The 25,317-nt window shown below is 71.9% G+C and carries 26 protein-coding genes and 2 pseudogenes; 15 read left to right on the top strand and 13 right to left on the bottom strand.

Annotated elements, in window-relative coordinates; all coding sequences use genetic code 11:
- The first annotated feature begins 169 nt into the window (after positions 1-169).
- A complete protein-coding gene (locus tag ACF09K_RS02770) occupies positions 170-736 on the top strand; it encodes a Uma2 family endonuclease (protein WP_392240655.1) in 567 nt (188 codons plus the stop codon).
- Positions 737-1,007: 271 nt separating this feature from the next.
- Here the strand turns inward: ACF09K_RS02770 and ACF09K_RS02765 are convergent, their stop codons facing one another.
- On the bottom strand, positions 1,008-1,253 hold the full coding sequence (locus ACF09K_RS02765) for a hypothetical protein (RefSeq protein ID WP_392240654.1): 246 nt from the start codon (positions 1,251-1,253) through the stop codon (positions 1,008-1,010).
- Positions 1,246-2,106, bottom strand: a complete 861-nt coding sequence (gene mca, locus ACF09K_RS02760; RefSeq protein WP_392241018.1) for a mycothiol conjugate amidase Mca — start codon at positions 2,104-2,106, stop codon at positions 1,246-1,248. Before mca ends, ACF09K_RS02765 begins: the two co-directional genes overlap by 8 nt.
- A 181-nt stretch (positions 2,107-2,287) precedes the next feature.
- Here mca and ACF09K_RS02755 point away from each other — a divergent pair, with 181 nt between their 5' ends.
- Both ACF09K_RS02755 and greA read left to right on the top strand, forming a co-directional pair.
- Positions 2,288-2,686 (top strand): DUF4307 domain-containing protein, encoded by a 399-nt coding sequence (locus ACF09K_RS02755; protein WP_392240653.1) that lies wholly within the window; start codon positions 2,288-2,290, stop codon positions 2,684-2,686.
- 169 nt (positions 2,687-2,855) lie between these two features.
- On the top strand, positions 2,856-3,356 hold the full coding sequence (gene greA / locus ACF09K_RS02750; RefSeq protein ID WP_392240652.1) for a transcription elongation factor GreA: 501 nt from the start codon (positions 2,856-2,858) through the stop codon (positions 3,354-3,356).
- Positions 3,357-3,464: 108 nt separating this feature from the next.
- Here the strand turns inward: greA and ACF09K_RS02745 are convergent, their stop codons facing one another.
- From ACF09K_RS02745 to ilvA, 3 genes are all read right to left on the bottom strand, one after another.
- On the bottom strand, positions 3,465-4,322 hold the full coding sequence (locus ACF09K_RS02745; RefSeq protein WP_392240651.1) for an ABC transporter permease: 858 nt from the start codon (positions 4,320-4,322) through the stop codon (positions 3,465-3,467).
- Positions 4,319-5,308 carry an ATP-binding cassette domain-containing protein gene (locus tag ACF09K_RS02740; RefSeq protein WP_392240650.1) on the bottom strand — a complete coding sequence of 330 codons (990 nt, stop codon included), beginning with the start codon at positions 5,306-5,308 and terminating at the stop codon, positions 4,319-4,321. The genes ACF09K_RS02745 and ACF09K_RS02740 overlap by 4 nt, the downstream gene beginning before the upstream one ends.
- Before the next feature lie 298 nt (positions 5,309-5,606).
- Positions 5,607-6,836: a threonine ammonia-lyase gene (gene ilvA / locus ACF09K_RS02735; protein ID WP_392240649.1), complete on the bottom strand. Its 1,230-nt coding sequence runs from the start codon at positions 6,834-6,836 to the stop codon at positions 5,607-5,609.
- A gap of 163 nt (positions 6,837-6,999) precedes the next feature.
- On the opposite strand from ilvA, the gene ACF09K_RS02730 reads away from it, so the two are divergent.
- The 3 genes from ACF09K_RS02730 to ACF09K_RS02720 all read left to right on the top strand — a co-directional run bounded on the left by ACF09K_RS02730 (position 7,000) and on the right by ACF09K_RS02720 (position 8,487).
- Positions 7,000-7,506, top strand: a complete 507-nt coding sequence (locus tag ACF09K_RS02730; RefSeq protein WP_392240648.1) for a MarR family winged helix-turn-helix transcriptional regulator — start codon at positions 7,000-7,002, stop codon at positions 7,504-7,506.
- Between the two features lie 214 nt (positions 7,507-7,720).
- Entirely contained in the window at positions 7,721-8,242 is a 522-nt protein-coding gene (locus tag ACF09K_RS02725; RefSeq protein ID WP_392240647.1) for a sigma factor-like helix-turn-helix DNA-binding protein, read from the top strand.
- A complete protein-coding gene (locus tag ACF09K_RS02720; RefSeq protein ID WP_392240646.1) occupies positions 8,239-8,487 on the top strand; it encodes a hypothetical protein in 249 nt (82 codons plus the stop codon). Before ACF09K_RS02725 ends, ACF09K_RS02720 begins: the two co-directional genes overlap by 4 nt.
- A gap of 67 nt (positions 8,488-8,554) precedes the next feature.
- On the opposite strand, the gene ACF09K_RS02715 is transcribed toward ACF09K_RS02720, so the two are convergent.
- Positions 8,555-9,709, bottom strand: a complete 1,155-nt coding sequence (locus ACF09K_RS02715) for a cystathionine gamma-synthase (RefSeq protein ID WP_363092901.1) — start codon at positions 9,707-9,709, stop codon at positions 8,555-8,557.
- A gap of 130 nt (positions 9,710-9,839) precedes the next feature.
- Here ACF09K_RS02715 and ACF09K_RS02710 point away from each other — a divergent pair, with 130 nt between their 5' ends.
- The 5 genes and pseudogenes from ACF09K_RS02710 to ACF09K_RS02690 form a co-directional block, all read left to right on the top strand.
- Positions 9,840-10,958 carry a hypothetical protein gene (locus ACF09K_RS02710; protein ID WP_392240645.1) on the top strand — a complete coding sequence of 373 codons (1,119 nt, stop codon included), beginning with the start codon at positions 9,840-9,842 and terminating at the stop codon, positions 10,956-10,958.
- Between the two features lie 118 nt (positions 10,959-11,076).
- A pseudogene (locus tag ACF09K_RS02705) lies at positions 11,077-11,229 on the top strand (DUF4291 family protein); the annotation flags it as partial.
- Positions 11,230-11,316: 87 nt separating this feature from the next.
- A complete protein-coding gene (locus ACF09K_RS02700) occupies positions 11,317-11,988 on the top strand; it encodes a hypothetical protein (protein WP_392240644.1) in 672 nt (223 codons plus the stop codon).
- A gap of 182 nt (positions 11,989-12,170) precedes the next feature.
- Entirely contained in the window at positions 12,171-12,575 is a 405-nt protein-coding gene (locus tag ACF09K_RS02695) for a hypothetical protein (protein ID WP_392240643.1), read from the top strand.
- A 383-nt stretch (positions 12,576-12,958) separates the two neighbouring features.
- Positions 12,959-13,246: pseudogene (locus ACF09K_RS02690) on the top strand (DUF4291 family protein); the annotation flags it as partial.
- Between the two features lie 353 nt (positions 13,247-13,599).
- Here ACF09K_RS02690 and ACF09K_RS02685 read toward each other — a convergent pair.
- Positions 13,600-14,331: a hypothetical protein gene (locus ACF09K_RS02685; protein WP_392240642.1), complete on the bottom strand. Its 732-nt coding sequence runs from the start codon at positions 14,329-14,331 to the stop codon at positions 13,600-13,602.
- Positions 14,332-14,711: 380 nt separating this feature from the next.
- Between ACF09K_RS02685 and ACF09K_RS02680 the strand changes: the two genes are divergently transcribed.
- Positions 14,712-15,455 (top strand): hypothetical protein, encoded by a 744-nt coding sequence (locus ACF09K_RS02680; protein ID WP_392240641.1) that lies wholly within the window; start codon positions 14,712-14,714, stop codon positions 15,453-15,455.
- Positions 15,456-15,586: 131 nt separating this feature from the next.
- Here the strand turns inward: ACF09K_RS02680 and ACF09K_RS02675 are convergent, their stop codons facing one another.
- Positions 15,587-16,627: an NAD(P)-dependent alcohol dehydrogenase gene (locus ACF09K_RS02675; protein ID WP_392240640.1), complete on the bottom strand. Its 1,041-nt coding sequence runs from the start codon at positions 16,625-16,627 to the stop codon at positions 15,587-15,589.
- 168 nt (positions 16,628-16,795) lie between these two features.
- Between ACF09K_RS02675 and ACF09K_RS02670 the strand changes: the two genes are divergently transcribed.
- Positions 16,796-17,713 (top strand): helix-turn-helix domain-containing protein, encoded by a 918-nt coding sequence (locus ACF09K_RS02670; RefSeq protein ID WP_392240639.1) that lies wholly within the window; start codon positions 16,796-16,798, stop codon positions 17,711-17,713.
- Between the two features lie 186 nt (positions 17,714-17,899).
- On the opposite strand, the gene ACF09K_RS02665 is transcribed toward ACF09K_RS02670, so the two are convergent.
- From ACF09K_RS02665 to ACF09K_RS02650, 4 genes are all read right to left on the bottom strand, one after another.
- A complete protein-coding gene (locus ACF09K_RS02665; protein WP_392240638.1) occupies positions 17,900-18,583 on the bottom strand; it encodes an ABC transporter ATP-binding protein in 684 nt (227 codons plus the stop codon).
- A 43-nt stretch (positions 18,584-18,626) separates the two neighbouring features.
- Entirely contained in the window at positions 18,627-20,072 is a 1,446-nt protein-coding gene (locus ACF09K_RS02660) for an ABC transporter permease (RefSeq protein ID WP_392240637.1), read from the bottom strand.
- A gap of 135 nt (positions 20,073-20,207) precedes the next feature.
- Entirely contained in the window at positions 20,208-21,455 is a 1,248-nt protein-coding gene (locus tag ACF09K_RS02655) for an Ig-like domain-containing protein (protein ID WP_392240636.1), read from the bottom strand.
- A gap of 235 nt (positions 21,456-21,690) precedes the next feature.
- Complete coding sequence (locus tag ACF09K_RS02650) at positions 21,691-22,068, bottom strand: hypothetical protein (RefSeq protein ID WP_392240635.1); 378 nt, start codon at positions 22,066-22,068, stop codon at positions 21,691-21,693.
- A gap of 109 nt (positions 22,069-22,177) precedes the next feature.
- Between ACF09K_RS02650 and ACF09K_RS02645 the strand changes: the two genes are divergently transcribed.
- Positions 22,178-22,525 (top strand): LAETG motif-containing sortase-dependent surface protein, encoded by a 348-nt coding sequence (locus ACF09K_RS02645; RefSeq protein ID WP_392240634.1) that lies wholly within the window; start codon positions 22,178-22,180, stop codon positions 22,523-22,525.
- 42 nt (positions 22,526-22,567) lie between these two features.
- A complete protein-coding gene (locus ACF09K_RS02640) occupies positions 22,568-23,365 on the top strand; it encodes a hypothetical protein (protein WP_392240633.1) in 798 nt (265 codons plus the stop codon).
- A gap of 276 nt (positions 23,366-23,641) precedes the next feature.
- Here ACF09K_RS02640 and hutH read toward each other — a convergent pair whose 3' ends face one another.
- A complete protein-coding gene (hutH, locus tag ACF09K_RS02635) occupies positions 23,642-25,234 on the bottom strand; it encodes a histidine ammonia-lyase (protein ID WP_392240632.1) in 1,593 nt (530 codons plus the stop codon).
- Between the last annotated feature and the right edge of the window lie 83 nt (positions 25,235-25,317).

Below are 25,317 nucleotides of genomic sequence, written 5' to 3'. Positions count from 1 at the left end.
CGACCGGCGAAACCCTGACGAGCCCGCCCCGCTCGGCCGAATTGCACTTGTGCGCCCTCACATGGTGGGCGGCCGCCTCCCTCTCAGGGTCGGGCGGCCCGACCCCTCGGAACAGTAGGCTGGGCGCAGCAGCGCCGGGCCTGCCGAGGCTCCTCGAAGGAGGTGCACCATGCCCGCCGAGATGGTGGCGCCCGCGTGGATGCATACGCAGATCAGCGCGGAACAGTACGACTCCTGGTCCGAGGAGCAGTGCGCCGGCATCGAGATCGTGGACGGGATGGTCGTCGTGAGCCCGAGCGGCTCCAAACGGCACCACCGGCTGGCGCGGATCCTGGCCAATGCCCTGGACGCAGCTGCAGGCCCGGACTGGAACGCGGACACGGGCTTCGACGTCCGCCTCCAGGACGTTCCGCTCACCAACCGCCGCCCTGACGTCATCGTCTACCGGGCGGAGACCATCGATCTCACGCCCACCCGCCCCGAGCACGTACTGCTGGTTGTCGAGGTCGTGTCGCCCGGCTCGGAGACCACCGACCGGATCGTGAAGGTGGACCAGTACGCCAAGGCCGGCATCCCCTTCTACTGGCGGGTCGAGCAGGCCGCCACCGGTGTCCCGATCGTCTACACCTACGTCCTCGATCCCGCCACCAAGGCTTACCGGGACGGCGAGATGTTCACCGGCACGGTGAAGGCCACCGCGCCTTTCTCCATCACGGTCGATCTTGGGGTCGTGTAGGGGCACCGAGAGGTCGTCCGTCATCGATGCTTGACCGTCAGCACACGCATCGTGCTTCTTCGCAGTCCGGTCGAGGCGTCTTCCCTCTCCTGACCGGGGAAACCTCCCACCACGCCAACTCGTCAGGTAGGCGATGGTGCACGCGTGGGCGGCGTCAGCAGTGCCCCGTGCGGCACGGCCCGCGACGCCGGGGGCGGGCGCGGCGCAGCCCGACGGCACCGCTGCCCGCGCGGGCGGGTGGCGGTGCCGTCGGTCCGGGGTGCGGCCCGGCTCAGCCCTTGGCGGACGTGGGCTTCCCCGTGGTGCTCCCGCCGGAGGCGTCCTCCGGGGTCTCCACGAAGTCGACCTTGCCCATGCGGCGGTTCATCGACTTCATCAGGCCCCAGACCGCGATCGCCATCGCCGCGAAGACGATGAAGCCGAGGACGCCGGGGGTGACCTTGTTCTCGTCGACCTCCTTGGCGAGGGGGACGAGGTGCGTCATTGCCAGGCTCACGCTTGCGCTCATGTCAGGCATTGTCGCGGATGCCCGCAAACAGGTCGTCCTCGGGGAGGGAGGTGTCGACGAGCGACTTCGCCAGCTCGTACTCCTCGGTCGGCCAGACCTCCTTCTGGAGTTCCATCGGCACCCGGAACCAGCCCCCGTCGGGGTCGATCTGCGTGGCGTGCGCGATCAGCGCCTTGTCGCGGACCTCGAAGAAGTCGGCACACGGAACGTGCGTGGTCAGCGTGCGCTCGACCCGCTCGAACTCGCTCCAGCGCTTGAGCCAGTCCCCGTACGGCGACTCCAGGCCGCGGTCGAGCATGGCCTGGTGCAGCGCCTCGGTGCGCGGCCGGTTGAAGCCCTGGTTGTAGTAGAGCTTCAGCGGCCGGTACGCCGGCCCGAACTCGCTCTCCGGGTACTTCACGGTGTCGTCCGCGCCCTCGAAGGCCACCATGGAGATCTTGTGGGTCATGATGTGGTCGGGGTGCGGGTAGCCGCCGTTCTCGTCGTAGGTGGTGATCACCTGGGGACGGAAGGAGCGGATCTGCTTCACCAGCTCGCCGGCCGCCTTGTCGACGTCCTCGAGGGCGAAGCAGCCCTCGGGCAGCGGCGGCAGCGGGTCGCCCTCGGGCAGCCCGGAGTCGACGAAGCCGAGCCACTCCTGCCGGACCCCGAGGATCTCGCGGGCCTCGTCCATCTCCTTCCTGCGCACCTCGTGGATGTTCTCCTCGATGTAGGTGTCGCCCTGGAGCTTCGGATTGAGGATGGAGCCGCGCTCCCCGCCCGTGCAGGTCACGACCAGCACGTCCACCCCCTCGGACACGTACTTCGCCATGGTGGCCGCGCCCTTGCTCGACTCGTCGTCGGGGTGGGCGTGCACGGCCATCAGTCGCAGCTGGTCAGTCAAGACTCAAATCCTCAGTAAGTCGGCGCCCCCGTGGGACGGGGAGCGAACGGCGGCTTCTATAGTGACCGAATCGGGGGGCCAATAATTCCGTGGTCCTGCCCCCGCAGCCCACTTTCGGACCTTCGCCCGACCGGCCGGAGGCCTTGCCGAGAGGACGATCATGAGTACGGCGAGCACGCGACCGCCCGAGGGCCGTTACGGCCGTTCCTCGGACGAGCGCGCGGACCGCACGCTCAAGGTGGCCGGCGCCGTCCTCGGTGCGCTGCTGCTCGCGTTGATCGGCTACTTCGGCTATCACTACGTCGCCCAGAACAAGATCAGCGGCGAGATGATCACTTTCCAGGTCTCGGACGACTCGGTGCGGGTGCACCTCGAGGTGCGCAAGGACGCGGGGGTGAGCGGTTACTGCACGGTCCGCTCGCAGGCCGAGAACGGTGCCGAGGTGGGCCGCGCCGACTTCCGCTTCTCCGGCCCGGACACGCGGATCGACGAGGTGGTCACGCTCCGTACGGCGTCCCGGGGCACCACGGCGGAATTGCTGGGTTGTCACGCGGACTGATCGTCGCCGCAATACGCGGGTACTGACCTGCGTCGACGTAAGTCTTACGGCTTATGTCCTCCCCTTTGGGCCGCTGAATTGTTAGGCTCGTGGTTTCGCCCATCTGTGGAGGAACATGCTTCCAGGTAGGGCGATGCTTGTTATTCCCAGTACCGACGAGGAGCACCCTGTGACCCAGACCAGCGAGAACGTCACCTGGCTGACCCAGGAGGCGTACAACAAGCTCAAGGACGAGCTTGAGTACCTTACTGGTCCTGCGCGCACCGAGATCGCCGCCAAGATCGCGGCCGCGCGCGAGGAGGGCGACCTGCGCGAGAACGGCGGGTACCACGCTGCCAAGGAGGAGCAGGGCAAGCAGGAGCTCCGCATCCGCCAGCTCACCCAGCTCCTGGACAACGCCAAGGTGGGCGCCGCCCCGGTGTCCACGGACGGTGCGGTGGCGCCCGGCATGGTCGTGACGATCGCCTTCGACGGTGACGAGGACGACACGCTGTCCTTCCTGCTGGCCTCGCGCGAGTACGCGAGCTCCGACATCGAGACCTACTCGCCGCAGTCGCCGCTGGGCTCCGCCGTGCTCGACCACAAGGTCGGCGAGGACGCGGAGTACGAACTGCCGAACGGCAAGAAGGCCTCCGTGCGCATCCTCAAGGCCGAGCCCTACAACGGCTGACGGACCTCGACGACGGTCCGGACCCCAGCGGTCCGCACCGCCCCGGTTTCCGATCGGACCCCCGGCGCCCGTGGCGCCGGGGGTCTCGTCATGCCCGGGCCGGCGTGGTCACGCGGTGGCCGAGCGGTACTTGCGTACCGCCAGGGTGCGGAACACGAGGATGATCAGCACCGAGTAGATCAGCGAGGCCCAGACCGGGTGCTGCATGGGCCAGGCGTCGGAGGTGGACTGCCCCGGGTTGGCGAACAGGATGCGGCAGGCCTGCACGGTGGCGCTGAAGGGGTTCCATTCGGCGACGTGGCGCAGCCAGGGCGTCATGTTGGCGGTGTCCACGAAGGCGTTGGAGACGAAGGTGACCGGGAAGAGCCAGATCAGTCCGCCCGAGGTGGCCGCCTCGGGGGTGCGGACGGTCAGGCCGATGAGGGCGCCGATCCAGGTGAAGGCGTAGCCGAGGAGGAGCAGCAGGCCGAAGGCCGCCAGGACGCGTGCGGCGTCGGTGCTGCCGTCGGAGCCGACCCGCCAGCCGACCAGGAGCGCGACGACGGCGAGGACGAGCAGCGTCAGCGCGGTCTGCACGAGGTCGGCGAGGGTGCGGCCGGTGAGGACCGCGCCGCGGGCCATGGGCAGGGAACGGAACCGGTCGATGAGGCCCTTGTGCATGTCGTCGGCGATGCCCGCGCCGGCTCCGGCGGTGGCGAAGGTGACGGTCTGGGCGAAGATCCCCGCCATGAGGAAGTTGGTGTAGTTGCCGGCACTGGTGCTGCCGCCGACCCGCATGGAGCCGCCGAAGACGTAGGTGAACAGCACCACGAACATGATGGGCTGGATGAGCCCGAAGATGACCATCTCGGGGATGCGTGACATCCGGATCAGGTTGCGTTTGGCAACGACCAGGGAGTCCCGGACGCTCTGCCCGAGCGGGTTGCCCGGGGCCGCGCCCCGGACGGCGTCGGTGACGGCACTCATTTCACGGCCTCCTTGCCGTTCTCCTCGGACGTGCCCCCGGGTCCGTCCTCGGCGACGTGTCCGGTGAGGGACAGGAAGACGTCGTCGAGGGTGGGGCGGCGCAGGCCGATGTCGTCGATCTCGATGCCGCGGATGTCCAGCTCCCGGATGACCTCGGCGAGGAGCTTGGCGCCGCCGGTGACGGGCACGGTGAGCTTGCGGGTGTGCTCCTCGACGGTGGTGTCGCCCTTGCCGAAGCCGGCCAGGACCTCGACCGCGGTCGGCATGTGCTCGCGGTCGTGCACCACGACCTCCACGCGCTCGCCGCCGGTGCGGGCCTTGAGCTCGTCGGAGGTGCCGCGGGCGATGACCTTGCCGTGGTCGACGACCGCGATGTCGTGCGCGAGGTGGTCGGCCTCCTCCAGGTACTGGGTGGTCAGCAGCAGTGTCGTGCCGCCGGAGACGAGGCGCTTGATCACCTCCCACAGCATCTGGCGGTTGCGCGGGTCGAGGCCGGTCGTCGGCTCGTCCATGAACATCACGGGCGGGGAGACCACGAGTGCGGCGGCCAGGTCGAGGCGGCGGCGCATGCCTCCGGAGTAGGTCTTCGTGGTGCGGTCGGCGGCGTCCGCGAGGTCGAACTGGTCGAGCAGCTCGGCCGCCCGGGCCTTCGCGGCCCTCGCCCGCATCTGGTAGAGCTGTCCGACCATCTGGAGGTTCTCGCGGCCGGTCAGGTACTCGTCGACGGCGGCGAACTGACCGGACAGGCCGATCGAGCGCCGGACCGCGTCGGGGTGTTCGAGCACGTCGAGGCCGGCGACCACAGCCCGGCCGCTGTCCGGGCGCAGGAGGGTGGTCAGGCAGCGGACCGTGGTGGTCTTGCCCGCGCCGTTCGGCCCGAGGAGGCCGAGGACGGTGCCCTCGGGGACGTCGAGGTCGACGCCGTCCAGAGCCCTTACGTCGCCGAAGGTCTTCACCAGGCCTTCGGCATGGATGGCGCCTGGCATGTGAGTCTCCACGTCGTCGGGGATTCTTCGGAAAGCCTAATTTGCGCGTTTCGCCCCGCCCGACCAGAACACGTCGAGCACGCTGGCGAAGGGGCGTGACCCACACCGTAACGCGATGTATCGCGTCCCTCAACGGAGTTACCCGAACGAGTGACCACCAGGGTTCCGGCCCGGCGTACGGCCTCGGCGGGCACGCGGCGCCGGTGCCGAGACCGGTGTCGGTGCTGATCGCCGGCCACCGGCGGACGAGCACCGGTGGACACCGTCGGCCGCCGACAGCCACCGACAGCCGCCGACGTCAGTCGATGACGGTGTAACCGGCCTCCCGCAGGGCCCGGCCGACCTCGACGCAGTGCGCCGGCCCCTCCGTCTCCAGGTGCAGCTCCACCTCCGCCTCCGTGAGGCCGAGCCGCGGGTCGGTCCGCACGTGGCTCACGTCGAGGACGTTGGCGTCCACCGTCGACAGCACCCCGAGCAGCGTCGCGAGCGCGCCGGGCCGGTCCGTCAGCCGCAGCCGTACGGCGAGGTAGCGGCCCTGGGCGGACATGCCGTGCCGCAGGACGCGCTGCATCAGCAGCGGATCCACGTTCCCGCCGGAGAGCACCGCGACCACCGGCCCCTCGAAGGCGTCCGGCGCGCTCAGCAGCGCCGCCACCGGACTCGCCCCGGCCGGCTCGACCACCAGTTTGGCCCGTTCCAGACACAGCAGGAGGGCGGCCGCCAACGCGTCCTCCGAGACCGTGCGCACCTCGTCCACCAGGTCGCCGACGATCCCGAAGGGCACGTCACCGGGCCGGCCGACTCTGATGCCGTCCGCCATGGTCGCCGGACTGCGCAGCGACACCGGCCGGCCCGCCGCCAGCGAGGGCGGATACGCCGCCGCGCCCTCCGCCTGCACCCCCACGATCCGCACGTCGGGCCGCAGCGCCTTCACCGCGACCGCGATGCCCGCCGCGAGTCCGCCGCCCCCGATCCCCACGACGATCGTCCGCACCTCCGGGCACTGCTCCAGGATCTCCAGGCCCACCGTGCCCTGCCCGGCGATCACGTCCGGGTGGTCGAAGGGGTGGATGAACACCGCGCCGGTCCGCGCCGCGTGCTCCTGCGCGGCCGCCAGCGTCTCGTCGACCACCTGCCCGTGCAGGCGCACCTGCGCGCCGTACTCCCGGGTCGCGCTGATCTTCGGCAGCGGGGCGCCCTTCGGCATGAACACCGTGGACCGCACGCCCAGCAGGGTGGAGGCCAGCGCGACCCCCTGCGCGTGGTTGCCCGCGCTGGCCGCGACGACCCCGGCCGCCCGCTCCTCCGGGAGCAGGCCGGCGATCCGGACGTACGCGCCGCGCAGCTTGAACGAACCCGTCCGCTGGAGGTTCTCGCACTTGAGGTGCACCGGCGTCCCGACGAGCCGGGACAGGTGCCTGCTGCCCTCCATCGCGGTCGTCCGCGCCACCCCCGACAGCGTCTTCCGGGCGCCGCGCACATCGTCGAGAGTGACGAGCCGCAAGGAGTCGGCCGTGCCGTAGCTCATGACACCAGCATCGCAGTTCACAGGCGGGAACGACCGCCGCGTCCAACCACCGGGACCGGTTTGCGCAGCGCCGGTACGACCCGCCTCCGGGCCGCGTACCCTGTCCCCCAACCCAGCACCCCTTTCATGAAGTGAGCCCCCGGCCATGCCCACAACACCCGAAATGTCGATGGACATGACGACCGTCGGTGAGACCGGTCTCCTGGACGCGCTGCAGCACGAGGTCGCGGTCTTCGCGCGCCGTGCCGAACAGACCCGGCTCGGCGGCGTCGGGCAGGTGCGCAACTCCATGGACCGCGCCGCCTACCTGCTGCTGAACCGCCTCGACAAGGAAGGCCCGATGGGCGTCAAGGCGCTCGCCGCCAGCATGGGCATCGACTCGTCGACCGTCACCCGGCAGGTGGCGCCGCTGGTCGACACCGGTCTGGTCAAGCGCACCTCGCACCCCGAGGACGGGCGGGCCGTGGTGCTCCAGCTGTCCCCGCGCGGGCTGTCCCGGCTGGACGAAGTACGCCTCTCCCGACGTCAGTTGATGGCCGAGCTGACCGGCGACTGGAGCCCGCAGGAGCGCGAGGCGTTCTGCTCGCTCCTCACCCGCTTCAACACCGCGCTGTCCACCCGGATGGCCTCCTCCGGCCTTCCCGGCACGGAGTCCGCACCGGCTTCCTGACCCCCGCACCGGTCTCCGGCCCCCGCGCCGGGTGCCCGGCCCGGACGCCGGCTTCGCGCACCCCGCTTCCCGGACGCCGTGCGCGGCGCGCGTCCCGCGCGTGCGCGGCTCTTGACCGACGGCCCACCCCTGGCCTCATATGAGACCGGGTCCTGTTCGCCACGGCCGGCCGGGATCCGTTCCCCGGGGGTCGCCGACAGGCGGGAGGCGCGCGGTGCGAGCACGGCATGCGGACCGGGACGCCCGTCGGGACGGGGATTTCGCGGCGTTCGTGGCGGGCGCGGGCGGGCGGCTGACGCAGACCGCCACCCTGCTCACCGGGGAAGCCCCCGACGACAACCCGCGCGCGCGACGGCTGCTGACGCACGCCCTCGCGCACACCTACGCGTGCTGGGACCGGCTGCACGGCGAGGACCCCTACGACCACGCCCGCCGGCACCTCGCCGTCCGCTTCGCCGACACCGCCTGGCACCGGTACGCCACCCTGGGCCGGACCCGCCGGTCCCGCCTGACCCGTCGGCCCCTCACCGGCCCGCTGGCGGGCCTCACCCCGCGCGAACGCCTCGTCCTGGTCCTCAGGCTCCACGAGGGCGTCGGCGAGGAACAGGTCGCGGCCCTCCTCGGCCTGCCCGTGGAACGCGTCCGCACCCTCTGCGACCGGGCGACGGCGACCGTCCTGCACCCGCCCCCGGCGCCCCCGCCCCCGACCCCCGCGGCGAAGGCGGCGCCGACGTGAACCGGCCCGGGCGGGAGGCCGCCGTACGGCAGATCATGGAACGGTCGGTGGCCCGGCTGCCGCCCGAGCTGCACGCGGACGCCGTGCGGCGCGGCAGCCGTGTGCTGCGTCGCCGCACGCTCGCCCGGCGCCTGCTGTGGCTGCTGCTGTGGGCGGCGGCCGTCGCGTTCACCGTCTGGGCGGTGGTGGCCGAGCCGTGGGTGGTGCCGCCGTCGGAGACGACCCCACCCCTGACCGGCTGGTGAGACCGACCGGCCGGTGGGACCGACCGGCCGATGCGGCCCGGCCCGTGACGAGGGCCTGGCCGAGGGTCTAGCCGAGGGCCTGCTGGAGGTCCGCCAGGAGGTCGTCGACGTTCTCGATGCCGACCGAGACGCGCACCAGGTCGGCCGGGACCTCCAGGGCCGAACCGGCCGCGGACGCGTGCGTCATGCGCCCGGGGTGCTCGATCAGCGATTCCACGCCGCCGAGGGACTCGCCCAGCGTGAACACCCGGGCGCGGTTGCACACCTCGACCGCCGCCTCCTCGCCGCCCGCCACCTGGAACGACACCATGCCGCCGAACGCCCGCATCTGCTTGGCGGCGACCTCGTGACCGGGGTGGTCGGGCAGGCCCGGGTAGAGGACGTTCGTCACGCGCGCGTGCCGGGTGAGCATGTCGGCGACCTTGGTCGCGTTCTCGCTGTGCCGGTCCATGCGCACCGACAGCGTCTTCGTGCCCCGCAGCACCAGCCAGGAGTCGAACGGCCCGGCGACCGCGCCCATCGCGTTCTGGTGGTACGCCAGCTCCTCGCCGAGTTCCCGGTCGCCCGTGATCAGCGCGCCGCCGACGACGTCCGAGTGGCCGCCCATGTACTTGGTCAGCGAGTGCACGACGACGTCCGCGCCGAGCGCCAGCGGCTGCTGGAGGTACGGCGTGGCGAAGGTGTTGTCGACGACGAGCCGGGCGCCCGCGTCCCGCGCCACCTGCGCGACGGCCGCGATGTCGGTGATGCCGAGCAGCGGGTTGGAGGGGGTCTCCACCCACACCGCCTTCGTCTTCGGCGTGATCGCGGCCCGTACGGCGGCCGGGTCGCTGGTGTCGGCCACCGACCACTCCACGCCCCACCGGGAGACGACCTTCGCGAACAGCCGGAAGGTGCCGCCGTAGGCGTCGTTGGGGATCACCACGTGGTCGCCGGGGCTGAGCAGCGTGCGCAACAGGCAGTCCTCGGCCGCCAGTCCGGAAGCGAACGCGAGACCCCGGACGCCGCCCTCCAGGGCGGCCAGGTTCTCCTCCAGGGCGGTCCTGGTCGGGTTGGCGCTGCGGCTGTACTCGTAGCCGCCCCGCAGTCCGCCGACGCCGTCCTGCTTGTAGGTCGAGACCTGGTAGATCGGCGGGACGACCGCGCCGGTGAGGGGATCCGCGGTGTTGCCCGCGTGGATCGCGAGGGTCTCGAAGTGCTGACTGATGTGCCTGTCGCTCATGGGCACCGAGCGTAGTGCGCCGGAGGCGAAGGTGCGGGACGGCGGGGCGCCCGCCGCTCCACCGGGAGGTTTTCCACAGTCCGGCGGAGGAGGTTGGCCAATTGTCCGCGGCGTCTGGAACCCTTGGGGCATGGAAATTCTCTGGGTCCTGATCGCGCTGGTCATGCTCAGCTTCGTGCTGCTGCCGTTCCTGCGGCGCAGGCGCGGCGCGATCGAGCAGGTGCCGGCCGGCCACCCCGACGCCGCGGACCCCGCGGACTACGGCTTCGTCCGCGAGGAGGAGCTGGACATCCGCATGCCCGGCCCCGACCAGGACCTGCTCGACGTCCTGGACGTGGTGCAGCGCACCCAGGACCACCGGGCCGCCCTGCAGCTGCTGGCCGGCACCGAGGCCGAGGGCGAGCGGCGCTGGCAGCGCGTGCAGGCCTTCGCGGGCGCCGCCGCGCTGGAGCTGCGGCAGCGGCCCGGCGGGGTCGGTGACACGCCGGGCGGGCAGTGGCTGCGGGTGTGGCGCGCCGAGGCGCCCAAGGATCCGGGCGGGGCGGCGGTGCACGCCGAGTTCCTCGTCCAGCAGGCGTGGCGCACCTCGACGCCGGGCACGGACGACTTCCGGATCATCATGGAGGAGGCGAGGGACGCCTGCGGGCAGGCGGCGCTGCTCGCCCCCGGTGACCCGGTCCCGTACATCGTCGAGCTGTCGGTGGCCCGCGGTCTGGCCTACTCGCAGAGCGAGTTCGAGCAGCTCTGGCTGAAGATCCTGGACCGCGCCCCCGCGCACATGGGCGCGCACCTGGCGGCCCTGCACTACTGGTGCGAGAAGTGGCACGGCTCGCGCGAGACGGCGATGTCCTTCGCGGAGGCCGCGGCGGCGCGCGCCCCCCGGGGCTCCCTCCTCGCGGCGATGCCCCTGTTCGCGGTCTTCGAGCACCTCCCCGAGGTCAACCTGGTCGCCGGCTTCTACCAGAGCGAGGTGGTGACCAGGGCGATCCACGGCGCCCTGTTCGCCGTCCACGCGGCCCGCCCCGACGACCCCATGCTGGCGCACGTGCGCCACCTCCTGGTCTTCTTCCTGGTGCGCGCCGAACGCTGGTCGGAGGCGGTGAACCAGCTGGTCCACGTCGACGGCCACGTGGGCGCGCTGCCCTGGACCCTGTCCGCCGACCCGGCGGGCGAGTTCGCGGTGTACCGCGCGCTGGCCGTGGCGGGCTACGAGGCCAACGGCGGCAACCCCGCGTCGCTCCCGCACTGAGCCCGGTCCGGGGCCTGCGCCGGGACTCACGCCGGGGCACGGGCCGGGAGCCCGGCTCCGGTGGGCCGAGGCCCTGAATCGGTGGCCGCCCGGACCGGGCGGCCACACGCTGTACGGCCTGGAAGAACCGCACCGCCGCATCCGTGCCGTCCACACGGAGTCCACGGTCACCGTCCACCGGGCCCACCCGCCGGAGATCGGCGTGCCCGCCGCCCGCGACGGCCGCTTCCCCGCCGCGTGGGAGCGGGACCGGATGACGTGGATCAAGCCGCGTTCACCGACTGGAAGGGCACGTGCTTGAGCGCCGGGCTGCATCAATTCCGTTGGGCGAGCCTGCCGGAATGTGGATCATGGAGCCGTGACGAAGTGGACGAAGAAGGCGGCTCCGGTCGAACGGCCGGAGCGTGAGCCCGAGCTCTCGGCGTACCAGCAGGCGATGCGGGACCGGCTCCTCGCGGCCCCCGTGGTGCCCGCTCCCGAGCCCTGGCGGCCTGTCTTCGAGTACACACACGGCGTCGCTGTCGGCGGACTGCTCGGGATCGGTTTCGCGACGCATCCCGACAGTGGTCGGGATCTGGTGATGGTCGTCTCCTCCGACGGTCACGGTCTCTTCGACGCCGTCACCGGGGAGAAGATCGCCAGGGACCGCGATCCCGACCCCGAGGACAGCACCCCCGACGCGGTTGCGGACCTGTCCTGCCCGGGACTGGGGCCGATCACCGGGAGCCGCGTGCGCATCGCGGGGCTCTTCGGCGGAGGGCTGCACACCACCACCGGGGACGGCTGGACCCTGGAGGTCGTCACGCCGGCCTGGCCGAACGACCGTGTCCTGCTGTCCAGCGACGGCGGGCTGCCCCACGCCGGTCCGCACGGAGAGCGGTGGTGGCACATCTTCCACTCGCACTACTCCACACTCCGCACAGCCGGCTTCTCGCCCTCCGGACAGACCATCGCCGTGGCGACGAGCAGCGACCTTTCCTTGTGGACGCGCGGGCCGGACGACACTCTCTTCGGTGGCACCGGAGCCTGACCGAGCCGGCCTGCGCACCAAGTCGCGGGAACCCCTCCCGGCCCGCTCGGCACCGGGGGCCGCAGCATGGCCTGGGGATGCGGTGCCCTTGTCGCCACCCTCGCCGCCGACTGCACGGGTCCGTACGAACTCCACCTCGATCCCGTACGGGTATGGGCGTCCGACACCGAAGGAGCGGAGCGATGACCAGCCGTCCGGTGCCGGCGCATGCCGCTGAACTGGAACCGCTCAGGCGTCACCTCCGTGACCCCTCGTCCGTGATCGATGTGGGGCCCGGATGGCGTGCCCTTGTGCTGGGGTGCCACGAGGCGGTCGTCGCCGTGTTTCCCGAGTACGAGCTCCTGGCGGTGAAACAGAAGTGGGCGGTCCTGTCCTTCCAGGCATTTCCCCGGCCGTGGAAGCGGGGTGGAGACTGGACTTCCGACGAGGCGGCCAGGCTCGACGCGCTGGTGGCCGTGTTCGCGGACGCCAGCGAGCGCCTCTGCGAGCGCTGCGGCGATGCCGGGTCGCTGCGCGAGACCCGGCGGATCGAGTTGACTCTCTGCGATGCGTGCGAGTCCCGCGTGAGACCGGACGGCCGCCTGTAGGCCGGTCCTGCGCCGAGCTGCTGCCCCGAAGGTCTGTGAACACGGCTTTGGTGAAGATCGATCCGGTCCGGGCCGTCTACAGATCAGCCGTTCAAGGCGGAGCGCCAGTGGTGGGACGCCCTGACCGTCCGTGACGAGACCTCACGGCACCGTGCTTCCGGGCTGAGGCCGGGACAGCGCCGACCGGCGCCACTCCCCCGTCAGCGAGACGGCACGCGACCATCGGCGCGTACCTGGTCCCCCTGGTCCGTGCTGGAGCATGCTTCGAGAACGACGTGCTGGTGGAACGGTGCGCGACGGCCGCGTGAAAGACATGTCCGCGGCACTTGAAGAGCTGACCGACCATGATTCGGCCTGGCGAACCCGCTCGTCCCCGACCGAGTGCTCCTTGGCTCCGATCGAGCCGCGCGCCCACCCGCGTGCGGTGGGACCCCGAGCGGGACCTGGGCCTCCGGCCCCTGCCGTACCGGTCCCTGCGACTCGGCCTCGCCGGGGAGGCCGCACGGTGCTACGCGGACGAGTGGACGGTCGCCGTCCGCGACGTGACGCCACTCGCCCACGGGATCCGCGGCCACGTGACCGGCGGCGACCTCGACGCCGCGGCCCGGCTCCTCGCGTCCGAACGCCCCTGCCCCGTCCCGGACGGACTCCTGGCCGGCCTGTGCGGGTGAGGTGTCCGGACACGGTTGGGGCGCTGTTCGGCCTGTGAGGCGCTGCGGTCGGCCGCGATCGTGCGCGCAGGCCGCCCACCGGGCACCGCCCCGGGTGCGCACGACCTCGACCGGCGGCTCCGAGGCCGTCCGTCCATGCCCGTCGGACGCGTCGGACGCGGCGGACCGCCGCAGGAGGAGGGGAGGGCCGCGCCCGGAAACGACCGGCCTGGCCGTCTCCGGGCCGTCAGCCGACCGCTCGGCCCGTCATCGGGCTGCGGGGAAGCCCGGCCGGTGCTTCCCCGCGTCTGTCTGCGCCCGCACCGTCGGGACGAGCCGCCTCCGTTTGCCGCGGCACGGCCGGGGTTTCGGCGTCAGCGTGAGGGGGACGGAGCGGTCAGGGCCGCCCGCGCCCGTGTACCCCCCACGGGGCGGAAGCCGGGGTTCGTCACGCAGCCGAGGTTCTCGTAGATGCTGGCGTTCGTCTGGGGGTCGAGGCCGGCCCAGTGGTACTGGCACGCCCCTTCGATGAACCTGCCCTGCACCCCGCCCGGGAAGTCGATCTCCTTGTTCCACAGGTACGGCGACTGGATGCCGGTCATCCGGGCGGTGGCGTTCACGTCGATTCCGCCGGGGGCCTGGATCGCGTACACCCAGCCGTCGTTCCCGCCCCCCGTGGCGAATCCCTGCGCCACCCACCGGTCGCAACTGGTGCTCACGTGCGCGCTGTTCTGGCCGCCGCCTCCGATGATCCACTTCGACAGCGGCGTGAGGTCCGTGCCCAGCGGGGTGAAACCGCTCCGGAAGATCGCCTGCGGGTCCGGCCGGGTGTCTCCCCGCCACAGTGTGTTGTCGTCGTGCCGCCAGTACCAGCCCTCGCGCACCGCGGCGAGGTCCACCTGCGGCTTGATCGTGCGGTTCGTCGTGGTCAGCGCCCACTCCGACGGGCGGTACCCGCCGGTCGGGCCGCAGGGGCCGGTGTCCCGGATCTGCTCGGGAGTCCCCGGGAACGGGTCCGCCGACGCGGCGGCCGAGGGGACGAAGGTCAACGAGGCGACAGCGAACGCCGTGGCGGAAGCGATCCGCAGCGCAGCCTTCTTCGACATGGTCGGGGCAACCCCTCACTCGGCGACATGGCTCGTGCTTCCTATTCCGGGAATGCCGGGAGGGGAGGCTCAAGCGTTCACCAAGGTCGCCCGCAAGCATCACGCGGTTCACTCACCCGGCGCACGCTCCCTGCGACAACGGTGCGCATGCCGTCCTCACCGCGTCCGCCGGACCGGGCCGCCTGCGCGCCCGCCACCCCGACCGGCCCTCCATCCGCCCCCGCGGCTGCCGGCCCCGCCACCCGTGCCCGGCAGGGGCGTCGGGGAAATGCGGCGGCACACGGCCGCTCGTTCGTGAGTTACTGCGCAGGCAGTCGGTTCGACCACGGCTGCGTCCGCATCCATCGACGTCGTCCGTACCGGCCCCCGGGGAGATCCGCATGAATGGCAGCAGTGATGTGTTCCTGATCGGCGGCGGGCGGGACGCGTCGGCCGCCGGTGCCGTCTACGGCCCGTTCCTGCGCGCCGCCTCCGCGGCCGTGCCCCGGGTGCTGTGCGTCCTCGTCGACGAGGGCGACGGCGCCGGGCTGTTCGCCCGGTACGACGCCCTGCTGCGCGAGGCCGGCGACTGCGTGCCGGTGCCGCTGCTGCTGCCGCTCGGGGAGCCGTTCGAGCCGGGGGCGCTGGCGGCGGACGTGGATGCGCTGCTGGTGTGCGGCGGGCTGACGCCGGCCTACCAGGAGGCGTTCGCCGGCAGCCTCGACGCGCTGCCCGCGCTGCTCGCCGGGCGGGGTGTGCCGTACGCCGGCTACTCGGCGGGGGCCGTGATCGCGGCGCGGGACGCGGTGGTCGGGGGCTGGCTGGCGGACGGGGTGGCGGTGTGTCCGCCGGACAGCGCGGAGGACCTGGAGGAGATCGAGGTGCGGCCCGGACTGGGACTGGTGCCGTTCGGGGTGGACGTGCACGCGGCGCAGTGGGGGACGCTGGCGCGGCTGGCCGAGGTCGTGGCGGGCGGGCGGCTCGCGCACGGGGTCACCGTCGACGAGAACACCGTGGTGCGGGTCGGGGGCGGACGGGCGCGGGTCGCGGGGCTCGGCCGCGCCCACTCCGTGCGTCCCGCGCCGGGCGGCGGCGCGCTCGTGCGGTCGTACGGCGCCGGTGAGTCCTTCTCCGCGGACGGGTGAGACGGCGTCCGTGGGTCCCTCCCGGCGCGCGCATGCGGTACGGCGCCGGTGAGTCCCGCCCCGCGGGCGGGGTCGGTGCGACGAGGGCCCCCGGCGTGCTGCCGGGGGCCCGTCGAAGGTGACGCGGGACGTCAGATGGTCGCCGTGTCGATCACGAAGCGGTAGCGGACGTCGCTGGCCAGCACCCGCTCGTACGCCTCGTTGATCTCGGAGGCGCTGATCAGCTCGATCTCGGCGCCGAGGCCGTGCTCGGCGCAGAAGTCCAGCATCTCCTGGGTCTCCTGGATGCCGCCGATCCCGGAGCCTGCGAGGGTCTTGCGGCCGCCGATCACCGAGAACAGGTTGAGCGCGACGGGCTCCTCGGGGGCGCCGACGTTGACGAAGGCGCCGTCCGTGCGCAGCAGGGCCAGGTAGGCGTCCAGGTCGAGCGGGGCGGAGACGGTGGACAGGATCAGGTCGAAGGTGCCGGCCAGCTCCTTGAAGGTCTCCGGGTCGCTGGTGGCGTAGTAGTGGTCGGCGCCCAGCCTCAGGCCGTCGTCCTTCTTGCGCAGCGACTGGGAGAGCACCGTGACCTCGGCGCCGAGGGCGTGCGCGATCTTGACGCCCATGTGGCCGAGGCCGCCCATGCCGAGGACGGCGACCTTCTTGCCGGGGCCGGCGTTCCAGTGCTTCAGCGGGGAGTAGGTGGTGATGCCGGCGCAGAGCAGCGGGGCGGCCACGTCGAGGGCGAGGCCGTCGGGGATGCGGACGACGAAGTTCTCGTCGACGACTATCTTCTCCGCGTAGCCGCCGTAGGTGGGCTCGCCGTCCTTGCCGACGGCGTTGTACGTGCCGACGCTGCCGCCGGTGCAGTACTGCTCCAGGCCGGCCTTGCAGTTGTCGCACTCGCGGCAGGAGTCGACGAGGCAGCCGACGCCCACGCGGTCGCCGACGGCGAACCCGGTCACGCCGGGGCCGACCTCGGAGACGACGCCCGCGATCTCGTGGCCGGGCACCATCGGGAAGATGGCCTCGCCCCAGCCCTCGCGGGCCTGGTGGATGTCGGAGTGGCAGATGCCGGCGAACTTGATGTCGATCAGGACGTCGAACTCGCGCACCTCCCGCCGCTGGATCGTCGTGCGCTCCAGCGGAGCCTTGGCGGAGGGTGCGGCGTACGCGGCGACAGTGGTCATGCCGGGGTTCTCCTAGCAGTCGTACGCCCGGTCGGCCTTCGGACCGGGCACGGCGTCCAGCCTGCCCCGTATCGCGCCGTCCACCCAGGCCTCACCTGTGCCTACGTCCGCCGTGCCTACCACTGGCGGGGTCAGGTTCGTCTGCGTACGACCGTGAATACTGGACGTATGGACGAACAGGCCGATGCCGTACCGCAGCCCGGTGGGCGTCTGGACCGGCGTGCCGAACTCAGCGAGTTCCTGCGCACCCGGCGGGCCCGGCTGAAGCCGGGGGACGTGGGGCTGCCCGACTTCGGGCGGCACCGCCGGGTGCCGGGGCTGCGGCGCGAGGAGCTGGCGCAGCTGGCCGGGGTGTCGGTGGCGTACTACACGCGCCTGGAGCAGGGCAACGGGCGCAACGTGTCCACGGAGGTGCTGGACTCGATCGCCCGCGCGTTGCGGCTGACCGACGCCGAGCACGCGCACCTGACCCATCTCGCCAAGCCGAAGCAGCACAAGAAGAAGCCGGCGGCGCGGGGGCGGCAGGTGCGTCCGGCGCTGCGGGATCTGCTGGGGCTGATGGACGGGGTGCCGGCGTACGTGGTGGGGCGGCGGACGGAGATCCTCGCCTGGAACCCGATGGCGGCGGCCGTGTTCGGGGACTGGGGCGAGCTGCCGGTCGCCGAGCGGAACTGGGCGCGGCTGGTGTTCCTGCGGCCCGACTACCGCGATCTGTTCGTGGACTGGGAGCAGAAGGCGATCGACATCGTGTGCGCGCTGCGGATGGACGCCGGCTGCTATCCGGACGACCCGCGGCTGTCGGCGCTGGTGGGTGAGCTGTCGGTGAAGAGCGAGGACTTCCGGCGGCTGTGGGCGACCCACGACGTCAAGGAGAAGGCCTACGGCGTGAAGCTGCTGCACCATCCGCTGGTGGGTGAGCTGTCCCTGAACTTCGAGGGGTTCCGGCTGCTCGGGGAGAGCGAGCAGACGATGGTGACGTACCACGCGGAGCCGGGGTCGCCCTCGGCGGAGGGGCTGCGGCTGCTGGCGAGCTGGGGGACGGACGCGAGCCGGGTGGGGGCGAACTCCCCGTCGTCGGCGGTGTGACGACGCCCGTGCCGCCCCGAGCCGGGCGCGAACGGCCCCCCGGAGACCGGTGCTCCGGGGGGGCCGTTCGCTCGGCGCGCGGTGCCGTGTCGTGCCGTGCCGTGCCGTGTGGGGCCGTACCGCCTCGCGGGGCGTCTGTCTCGCGTCGCAGGGGTGCCTGTCGCGTCGCAGGGCTGCCGTACCGCGTCAGGAGACGGCGTTCTCCTTGACGGTGATCTTCCCCTTGCGGATGGTGGCCACGCGCGGGGCCCTCCTCGCGATGGCGGAGTCGTGGGTGACCATGATGAAGGTCAGGCCGTGCTCCTCCCACAGGGTGTGCAGTACGTCCATGATCTCGTCGCGCATGCCCTCGTCGAGGTTGCCGGTGGGCTCGTCGGCGAGCAGTACCTTGGGCCGCTTGACCAGCGCGCGGGCGATGGCGACGCGCTGCTGCTGGCCGCCGGACATCTCGCCGGGGAGGTGTCCGAGCCGCTCGCCGAGGCCGACGGACCTCAGTGCCTCGGCGGCCCGTTCGCGCCGCTCCCCGCCCTTCACGCCGAGCGGGACGAGGGCGGTCTCGACGTTCTCCTGCGCGGTGAGCGTCGGGATGAGGTTGAAGGACTGGAAGACGAAGCCGATGTTCTCGCCGCGCACCTTCGTCAGCCTGGCCTCGGGGAGCCGGGCCAGGTCGGTGCCGTCGAGGACGACCTCGCCCGCGCTGGGCCGGTCGAGCCCGCCGAGCATCTGCAGGAGGGTGGACTTGCCGCCTCCGGTGGGGCCCTGGATGACGAGCCGGTCGCCGTCCGGGACGGTCAGGTCGACCCCGTCGAGCGCGTGGACGGTGTCCCTGCCGCGGGTGTAGCGCTTGGTGACGCCTCTGAGTTCGTACATGGGGACAACAACTCCTGGAGTGGATGAGGGGGTTGGCGGTGGGTTATTCGACGCGCCGCAGCGCGTCGGCCGGCCGCAGCCGGGACGCCCGCCAGCCACCGAACGCCCCCGCGATCAGACCGCCGGCGACGGCGAGTCCGACCGCGACGGCCACCGTCGTGACGCTCACCGGTGCCGTCAGCGCCACGTCGAGGGTGCGGGCCGCGGCCTGCCGGCCCGGGCCGCCGAAGCCGCCTGCGGGGCCGCCCTGGCCGCCGCCGGCGGAGCCGCCCGTCTCGGCCTGGAGGGTGGGGCTGACGGCGGTCACGGCGTAGGCGCCGCCGAGGCCCAGCGCGATGCCGAGGGCGCCGCCGAGGAGGCCGTTGACCACGGCCTCGCCGACGACCTGCCGGGTGACCCGGCCGGACCTCCAGCCGAGCGCCTTGAGCGTGCCGAACTCCCGCACGCGCCGGGACACCGCGGAGGAGGTGAGGAGTCCGGCGACCAGGAAGGCGGCGACGAGGACCGCGACGGAGAGCCACCTGCCGACGCCGGCGGCGAGGGAGGAGGCGGTGGAGAGGGAGCCGGAGACGGTGTCGGCGAGGTCGGCGGAGGTCGTCACCGTCGTGCCCGGGACGTTCTTCCGTATCGCGGACTTGACGCTGTCGATCTTCTGCGAGTCGGTCGCCTGGACGTAGATCGTGGTGACCTTGTCCTTGGCGTCGGCGATCGTCTGGGCCTGCGTCAGCGGGAGGTAGACGTCGGCGGCGGAGTCCCCGCTGTCGGCGGTGGCGATGCCGACGACGCTGAACTTCACGCTCCTGACGGTGAGCGTCGAACCGGCCTTGAGCTTCTTCTCCTTGGCGTAGGCCGAGTCCACGACGGCGACCTTCGCGTTCGCCTCGGTGGTCCTGAAGGTGCGGCCGCTGGTGATCTTGGAGGAGGTCAGCGGGCCGAGCGCGGGCTCGGTGACGTCGGTTCCGTAGACGGAGTAGCTGTCGACGTCGAAGTCGGCGCCGCCGCCCTGGACCTCGCCCTGCGGCTGGCCGTCACCGCCGGGCCGGCCCTGCCCGGCGGCCTCGCCCTGCTGGAACCGGCCGCGGGTGAACTGGCCGTCGACCTTGACGACCTGCAGGCTCAGTCCGCCGACCGCGCCGGAGACGCCACTCTGCTCGCCGACCTCGGTGACGGTGGCGGCCGACAGGGTCTGGAAGCCCTGGACCATGACGCGGTCGCTGCTCTGCTCGGTGTCGGAGTCGCCGTCCTGCGCGTCGAACCGGAAGCGGGGGCGCTCGGAGGCGTCGGCGGTGGGCTCGGCCGCCTTGGTGACCGTCATGTCCGTGCCCAGGCCGTAGAGGGACTGGAGGACCTTGTCCTGGGCCCTGCCCATGCCGGCGGACACGGAGGTGACGACGATGACCAGGGCGATGCCCAGGGCCAGTCCGGAGGCGACGACGAGGGCCGCTTTCCTGCGGCGGCGCAGTTCGCGCCTCAGGTAGGTGAAGAACATGGCCGCAAGCTAGGTACGGACCGTGATGAAGGCGTAAGGCCGCCATAAGAGAAGGATGAGAAGGCGGCGCCCGGCCCCGGAAACACCGGTGCCGCCCCTGGGGGCGGCACCGGTGGACTGGGGGTGGGAGGTGTGTCAGGCGGCCGAACCGGCCTTCCACTGCGCCCAGTCCATGTTCCAGCCGTTGAGGCCGTTGTCCGGCGCGACGGTCTTGTCGCCGGTGTTCTGGACGACGACCACGTCGCCCACGATCGAGCTGTTGTAGAACCAGGCGGCCGGGGTGTTCGGGTCGTCGGCGCCCTTGGTGTCGGACAGGCCGACGCAGCCGTGGCTGGTGTTCACCGAGCCGAAGATGGACTTCGCGCCCCAGTAGTTGCCGTGCAGGAAGGTGCCGGAGCTGGTCAGGCGCATGGCGTGCGGCACGTCCTTGATGTCGTACTCGCCCTTGCCGTCGTCGTCGGTGAAGCCGACCGTCGCGCCGTTCATCCGGGTCTCCTTGAACTTCTCGGAGATCACCATCCGGCCCTCGTACGTCTTGTTCTCGGGCGAGCCGGCCGAGATCGGGATGGTGCGCACGGTCTTGCCGTCCTGCGTGACCTTCATCTGCTTGGTCTTCGCGTCGACGTACGTGACCTGGTTGCGGCCGATCTTGAAGGTGACGGTCTTCTGCTGGACGCCGAAGACGCCGTCGGCGCCCTCCACCCCGTCGAGCGCGAGCTTCAGCGTGACGGTGGAGTTCTCCTGCCAGTACTCCTCGGGCCGGCAGTCCATGCGGGTGGCGCTGAACCAGTGGCAGGCGACTTCCTGGCCGCTGGTGGTGTTGACCGTGACGCCCTTCTGGACGGCGGCCTTGTTGGTGATCTCCTTGTTGAAGTTGATGGAGACCGGCATGCCCACGCCGACGGTCGAGCCGTCCTCCGGCGTGAAGTTGCCTATGAAGCTGTTGTCGGGGGAGACCGTGGTGAAGGAGGAGTTCTCGTGGGCCTCCAGGCCCTTGGAGTCCTTCGCGGTCGCCGCCAGCTTGTAGGTGGTCGAGCGCTCCAGCTGCCCGCTGGGCTTCCAGCTGGTCTTGTCGGCGGACAGCTCGCCCGCCACCGCGCTGCCGTCGGCCGCGGTCATCGTCACCTGGGTGAGGGTGCCCTTGCTCACGGTGACGGTCGCGGAGTTGTTGATGGAGGCGTTGTTCGAGCCGTCCGCGGGTGTGATCTTGATCTGGGCCTCGGAGGACTTCTGGGCCGCCGCCTCGTCGGCCTGGGCCTGTGAGGAGCCGCCCCCGCCGTCGGCCGCGTCGCTGTCGCCGCTCGAGCACGCAGAGAGCACCAGAACACCACCGAGCAGGGCGGACGCAGTCATGAGACCCCTGCGCCGCCTACCGTCCGTCATCACACGCTTCTCCATCGTCGCCGATTCCCGGTGACCCCGGGATTCCCCGTCCAAGACCTTCAACGCTACGACCGGTTCGTCCCGTTCCACATATGCCCGAGGTGTGGGCCACACCACGTCCGCGGGCGCTCGGTTCCCCCGGGGCCCCTCGCGCGGGTGCCGGTCGGCGCGTTCCCTGAGACGACGGAACCCCGGGCGGCGGTTGCCGCCCGGGGGCACGAATTCCCCGGAACGCTCAGCCGATGCCGCCCGTGCGGCCGTCCCCCTCGACCCCCGCCGCGTCGTCCTGGCCGTCATCATCCTCGTCGAGGTCCCAGTCCGGCGCATCGGGGTCGTACTCGACGGGCTCGGTGGACCAGGAGGCCTGCTGGAGTTCGACGCCGGGGATGTCGCCGACCAGGTCGAAGGGGTCCACGAGGCAGGCGAGGGCCTCGGCCGTGTCTTCCGTCACAGCACGCTCGGCCTGCGCGCGCTCACCCTCCGGAACCTCCGGGTCCGCGGCCTCCTCCGCAAGTCGCCGCAGCGCGGCCGTGGTCAGGGCGTTCTCGTCGTCGATCTCCAGGACGAGTTCAAGACGAAGACGGACAAAAGTGGATGCCTTTTCGGTAGTCACCCCCGGAGCGTACGGCTACCGGCGCCCGCGGCTTTCCCGCGACCCGCGCCGTTCATTAGCATCGGGGCACACGGCCAATTCGCCAGCGCCACAAGGGGATCGATATTCCGTGTCATCCGCTCGCCGTCCGTTGCTGACCGCCACCGCCGCGGGAACCCTGCTGGGTGCCCTGTGGTTCGTCCCGAACGCCCAGGCGTCCCAGGACGATCCCGCCAGAACGGCCGTGACGACGCAGGTCACCACCCAGGCGCGGGCCGCGTCCGCGGACATCGCCGCCACCGCCCTCACCGCCGACGCCACGGGCGCGGCGGACACCTCCGGCACCTCCGACGGCACGCGCCTCGCCGACACCGGAAGCTTCGACACCACCCCGTACATCGCGGGCGGGACGACCCTGCTCGCCCTCGGCGCCGGTTTCGTGGTGTATTCGGTACGCCGGGAACGCCTGGGTTTCTGAACTGATTTGACGCTTACTTGACCCGGCCTTCATAGTCCGCTCATGAAGAGATCATCGGGGGCGCGGCTGTGCGCCACGGCCGCTGTCGGCGCACTGTCACTCGTCCTCCTCACGGGCTGCTCGGACGAGGGGTCGAAGAAGGACTCCGAGGGATCCTCGAAGGGTTCCGGTTCCTCCTCGTCGCCGGCCCCGGCCGCGAAGGCGCTGACCGCGGCCGAGCTGGAGAAGCTGCTGCTGGCCCAGGGCGAGGTCAAGGGCTACAAGGTCGACGCGGAGGACGCCACCCTGCCGAAGTCCAAGAGCGCGGTGAAGGTCGACAAGGCCGCGTGCGAGCCGCTCGTCTACGCCGTCTCCGCCCTCCCGCCGGGCGACACGGACGCGAGCGCGCGGAACACCGTCACGGAGGACAAGTCGGCTCAGGCGGGGACCAAGTCGCCGGAGGACATCAGCGAGTCGGACATCGAGGACGCCTTCGACCTCACCTCCACCCTCGTCGGCCTCTCGTCCTACGAGGGCGACGGGGCCGAGAAGACCATGAAGGCCGTCACCGACAGTGTCGCGGCCTGCTCCGGCGGGTTCAGCATGACGTCCGGCAGCGAGACCCAGAAGGCCACCAAGGTCACCTCGGCCAAGGCCTCGGGGCTCGGCGAGGAGTCCGTGGCGTTCACCGTGGTCGCCGACATGGATGGCGAGGGTACGGCCGACTTCCAGGTCGAGGTGGTCCGCAGCGGCGGCACGGTCGCCACGTTCTACGGGATCAACTTCGGCGCGCTGGCCAAGGGCGGGGAGTCCAAGGTTCCCGCCGCCGTGCTCCAGGCGCAGGTCGCCAAGCTCAAGTAAGCAGGCGCACCGGGGCCCTGCCGCAGACGCGTACGCGCGCGCGGCAGGGCCCTTTCGTGCCGGCTAGGGCGTGTTGCGAAAGTAGCGTCGTCTGCCCGAAGGGCAGGCCCGGCGGCGTCTGGTGCGTGCGATCGCAAGGCGGAGGGTCGCCCCGATACTGGGTGTATCGGGGCGATCCCGACAACGCGGCTGGGGGTGCCCCCTCTGGGGGAGTGCGTGCCAGACGCCGCCGGGCTGGGGGCACCCCCTCTGGGGGAGGGACTTTCGAAACACGCCCTAGCGGAGCGGTCCCGTCACCTTCTCCACGGCCGCGACCAGCCGTCCGTCGCGCACGACGGCGTCGGCCGCGGCGAGGTCGGGGGCGAGGAAGCGGTCCGGGCCCGGGCCCCGGACCCCCGCCGCGCGCACGGCGTCGAGGACCGCGCGGGTCGCGGGCGCCGGCGTCAGCCCCTCGCGCAGCTCGACGGCGCGGGTGGCGGCGTACAGCTCGACGGCGATGACGCGCGTGAGGTTGTCGACGGCGGTGCGCAGCTTGCGGGCCGCCGACCAGCCCATGGAGACGTGGTCCTCCTGCATGGCGGAGGACGGGATGGAGTCGGCGGAGGCGGGCACGGCCAGCCGCTTCAGCTCGCCGACCAGCGCGGCCTGCGTGTACTGGGCGATCATCAGGCCCGAGTCGACACCGGCGTCGTCGGCGAGGAAGGGCGGCAGGCCGTGGCTGCGGTTCTTGTCCAGCAGCCGGTCGGTGCGGCGCTCGGCGATCGAGGCGAGGTCGGCGGCGGCGATGGCGAGGAAGTCGAGGACGTAGGCCACCGGGGCGCCGTGGAAGTTGCCGTTGGACTCCACCCGGCCGTCGGGCAGGACGACCGGGTTGTCGACGGCGGAGGCCAACTCGCGTTCGGCGACGAGGCGGGCGTGGGCCATGGTGTCCCGTCCGGCGCCGGCGACCTGCGGGGCGCAGCGCACGGAGTAGGCGTCCTGGACGCGGGGCGCGTCGTCCTGGTGGTGCCCGGTCAGCTCCGAACCGGCCAGCACGGCCAGCATGTTGGCGGCGGAGTCACCCTGGCCCGGGTGCGGGCGGATGGCGTGCAGCTCGGGCGCGAGGACCCGGTCGGTGCCGAGGAGCGCCTCCAGCGTCAGGGCGGCCGTGACGTCGGCGGACTTGTAGAGGCGGTCCAGGTCGGCGAGGGCCATGACCAGCATGCCGAGCATGCCGTCGGTGCCGTTGAGGAGGGCCAGGCCCTCCTTCTCCCGCAGTTCGACCGGGGCGATGCCGTGCTCGGCGAGCAGCTCGCCGGCGGGCCGCACGGTCCCGTCCGGGCCCTCGGCGTCACCCTCGCCCATGAGGGTGAGGGCGCAGTGGGAGAGCGGGGCGAGGTCGCCCGAGCAGCCGAGGGAGCCGTACTCGTGGACGACCGGGGTGATGCCCGCGTTGAGCAGGTCGGCCATGGCCTGCGCGACCTCGGGCCGCACGCCGGTGTGTCCGGAGCAGACGGTCTTCAGGCGCAGGAACATCAGGGCGCGGACGACCTCCCGCTCGACGCGCGGCCCCATGCCGGCGGCGTGCGAGCGGACGATGTTGCGCTGGAGCCGGCCGCGCAGTTCCGGGCTGATGTGCCGGGTGGCGAGGGCACCGAACCCGGTGGAGACGCCGTAGACGGGCTCGGGCTTGGCCGCGAGCGCCTCGACGATCCCGCGCGCCGCGGCGAGGGCCGCCACCGCCTGCTCGGAGAGTTCGACCCGGGCGCCGTCGCGCGCCACGGCGAGCACGTCGGACGCGGTCACGCCGGACGCCCGCCCGTCGCCCACCACCACCCTTTCGGGGCCGCGCTTCGCGCCTTTCCCGTCCACCACAGTGTGCATATCCATATTCAGGAGCGTACGCAGTGAAGATGAAGATGTCACCAGTGGGGGCGGGCTCCACCCCTTACCGATGCGTCACGGTCGCTCGG

Source organism: Streptomyces sp. NPDC014882 (genome assembly GCF_043081325.1).
In the GTDB taxonomy this organism is placed as follows: domain Bacteria; phylum Actinomycetota; class Actinomycetes; order Streptomycetales; family Streptomycetaceae; genus Streptomyces.
The sequence above is the reverse complement of the archived record's forward strand: the minus strand, read 5'-3'. Positions and strand labels throughout refer to the sequence as shown.

Excerpts from the sequence above, each read along its gene's own strand:
- ACF09K_RS02770 (WP_392240655.1), top strand. The coding sequence starts at position 170 with ATGCCCGCCGAGATGGTGGCGCCCGCGTGGATGCATACGCAGATCAGC.
- ACF09K_RS02765 (WP_392240654.1), bottom strand. The coding sequence starts at position 1,253 with ATGCCTGACATGAGCGCAAGCGTGAGCCTGGCAATGACGCACCTCGTC.
- mca (WP_392241018.1), bottom strand. The coding sequence starts at position 2,106 with ATGGCCGTGCACGCCCACCCCGACGACGAGTCGAGCAAGGGCGCGGCC.
- ACF09K_RS02755 (WP_392240653.1), top strand. The coding sequence starts at position 2,288 with ATGAGTACGGCGAGCACGCGACCGCCCGAGGGCCGTTACGGCCGTTCC.
- ACF09K_RS02745 (WP_392240651.1), bottom strand. The coding sequence starts at position 4,322 with ATGAGTGCCGTCACCGACGCCGTCCGGGGCGCGGCCCCGGGCAACCCG.
- ACF09K_RS02740 (WP_392240650.1), bottom strand. The coding sequence starts at position 5,308 with ATGCCAGGCGCCATCCATGCCGAAGGCCTGGTGAAGACCTTCGGCGAC.
- ilvA (WP_392240649.1), bottom strand. The coding sequence starts at position 6,836 with ATGAGCTACGGCACGGCCGACTCCTTGCGGCTCGTCACTCTCGACGAT.
- ACF09K_RS02730 (WP_392240648.1), top strand. The coding sequence starts at position 7,000 with ATGTCGATGGACATGACGACCGTCGGTGAGACCGGTCTCCTGGACGCG.
- ACF09K_RS02715 (WP_363092901.1), bottom strand. The coding sequence starts at position 9,709 with ATGAGCGACAGGCACATCAGTCAGCACTTCGAGACCCTCGCGATCCAC.
- ACF09K_RS02710 (WP_392240645.1), top strand. The coding sequence starts at position 9,840 with ATGGAAATTCTCTGGGTCCTGATCGCGCTGGTCATGCTCAGCTTCGTG.
- ACF09K_RS02695 (WP_392240643.1), top strand. The coding sequence starts at position 12,171 with ATGACCAGCCGTCCGGTGCCGGCGCATGCCGCTGAACTGGAACCGCTC.
- ACF09K_RS02685 (WP_392240642.1), bottom strand. The coding sequence starts at position 14,331 with ATGTCGAAGAAGGCTGCGCTGCGGATCGCTTCCGCCACGGCGTTCGCT.
- ACF09K_RS02680 (WP_392240641.1), top strand. The coding sequence starts at position 14,712 with ATGAATGGCAGCAGTGATGTGTTCCTGATCGGCGGCGGGCGGGACGCG.
- ACF09K_RS02675 (WP_392240640.1), bottom strand. The coding sequence starts at position 16,627 with ATGACCACTGTCGCCGCGTACGCCGCACCCTCCGCCAAGGCTCCGCTG.
- ACF09K_RS02670 (WP_392240639.1), top strand. The coding sequence starts at position 16,796 with ATGGACGAACAGGCCGATGCCGTACCGCAGCCCGGTGGGCGTCTGGAC.
- ACF09K_RS02665 (WP_392240638.1), bottom strand. The coding sequence starts at position 18,583 with ATGTACGAACTCAGAGGCGTCACCAAGCGCTACACCCGCGGCAGGGAC.
- ACF09K_RS02660 (WP_392240637.1), bottom strand. The coding sequence starts at position 20,072 with ATGTTCTTCACCTACCTGAGGCGCGAACTGCGCCGCCGCAGGAAAGCG.
- ACF09K_RS02655 (WP_392240636.1), bottom strand. The coding sequence starts at position 21,455 with ATGACGGACGGTAGGCGGCGCAGGGGTCTCATGACTGCGTCCGCCCTG.
- ACF09K_RS02640 (WP_392240633.1), top strand. The coding sequence starts at position 22,568 with ATGAAGAGATCATCGGGGGCGCGGCTGTGCGCCACGGCCGCTGTCGGC.
- hutH (WP_392240632.1), bottom strand. The coding sequence starts at position 25,234 with ATGGATATGCACACTGTGGTGGACGGGAAAGGCGCGAAGCGCGGCCCC.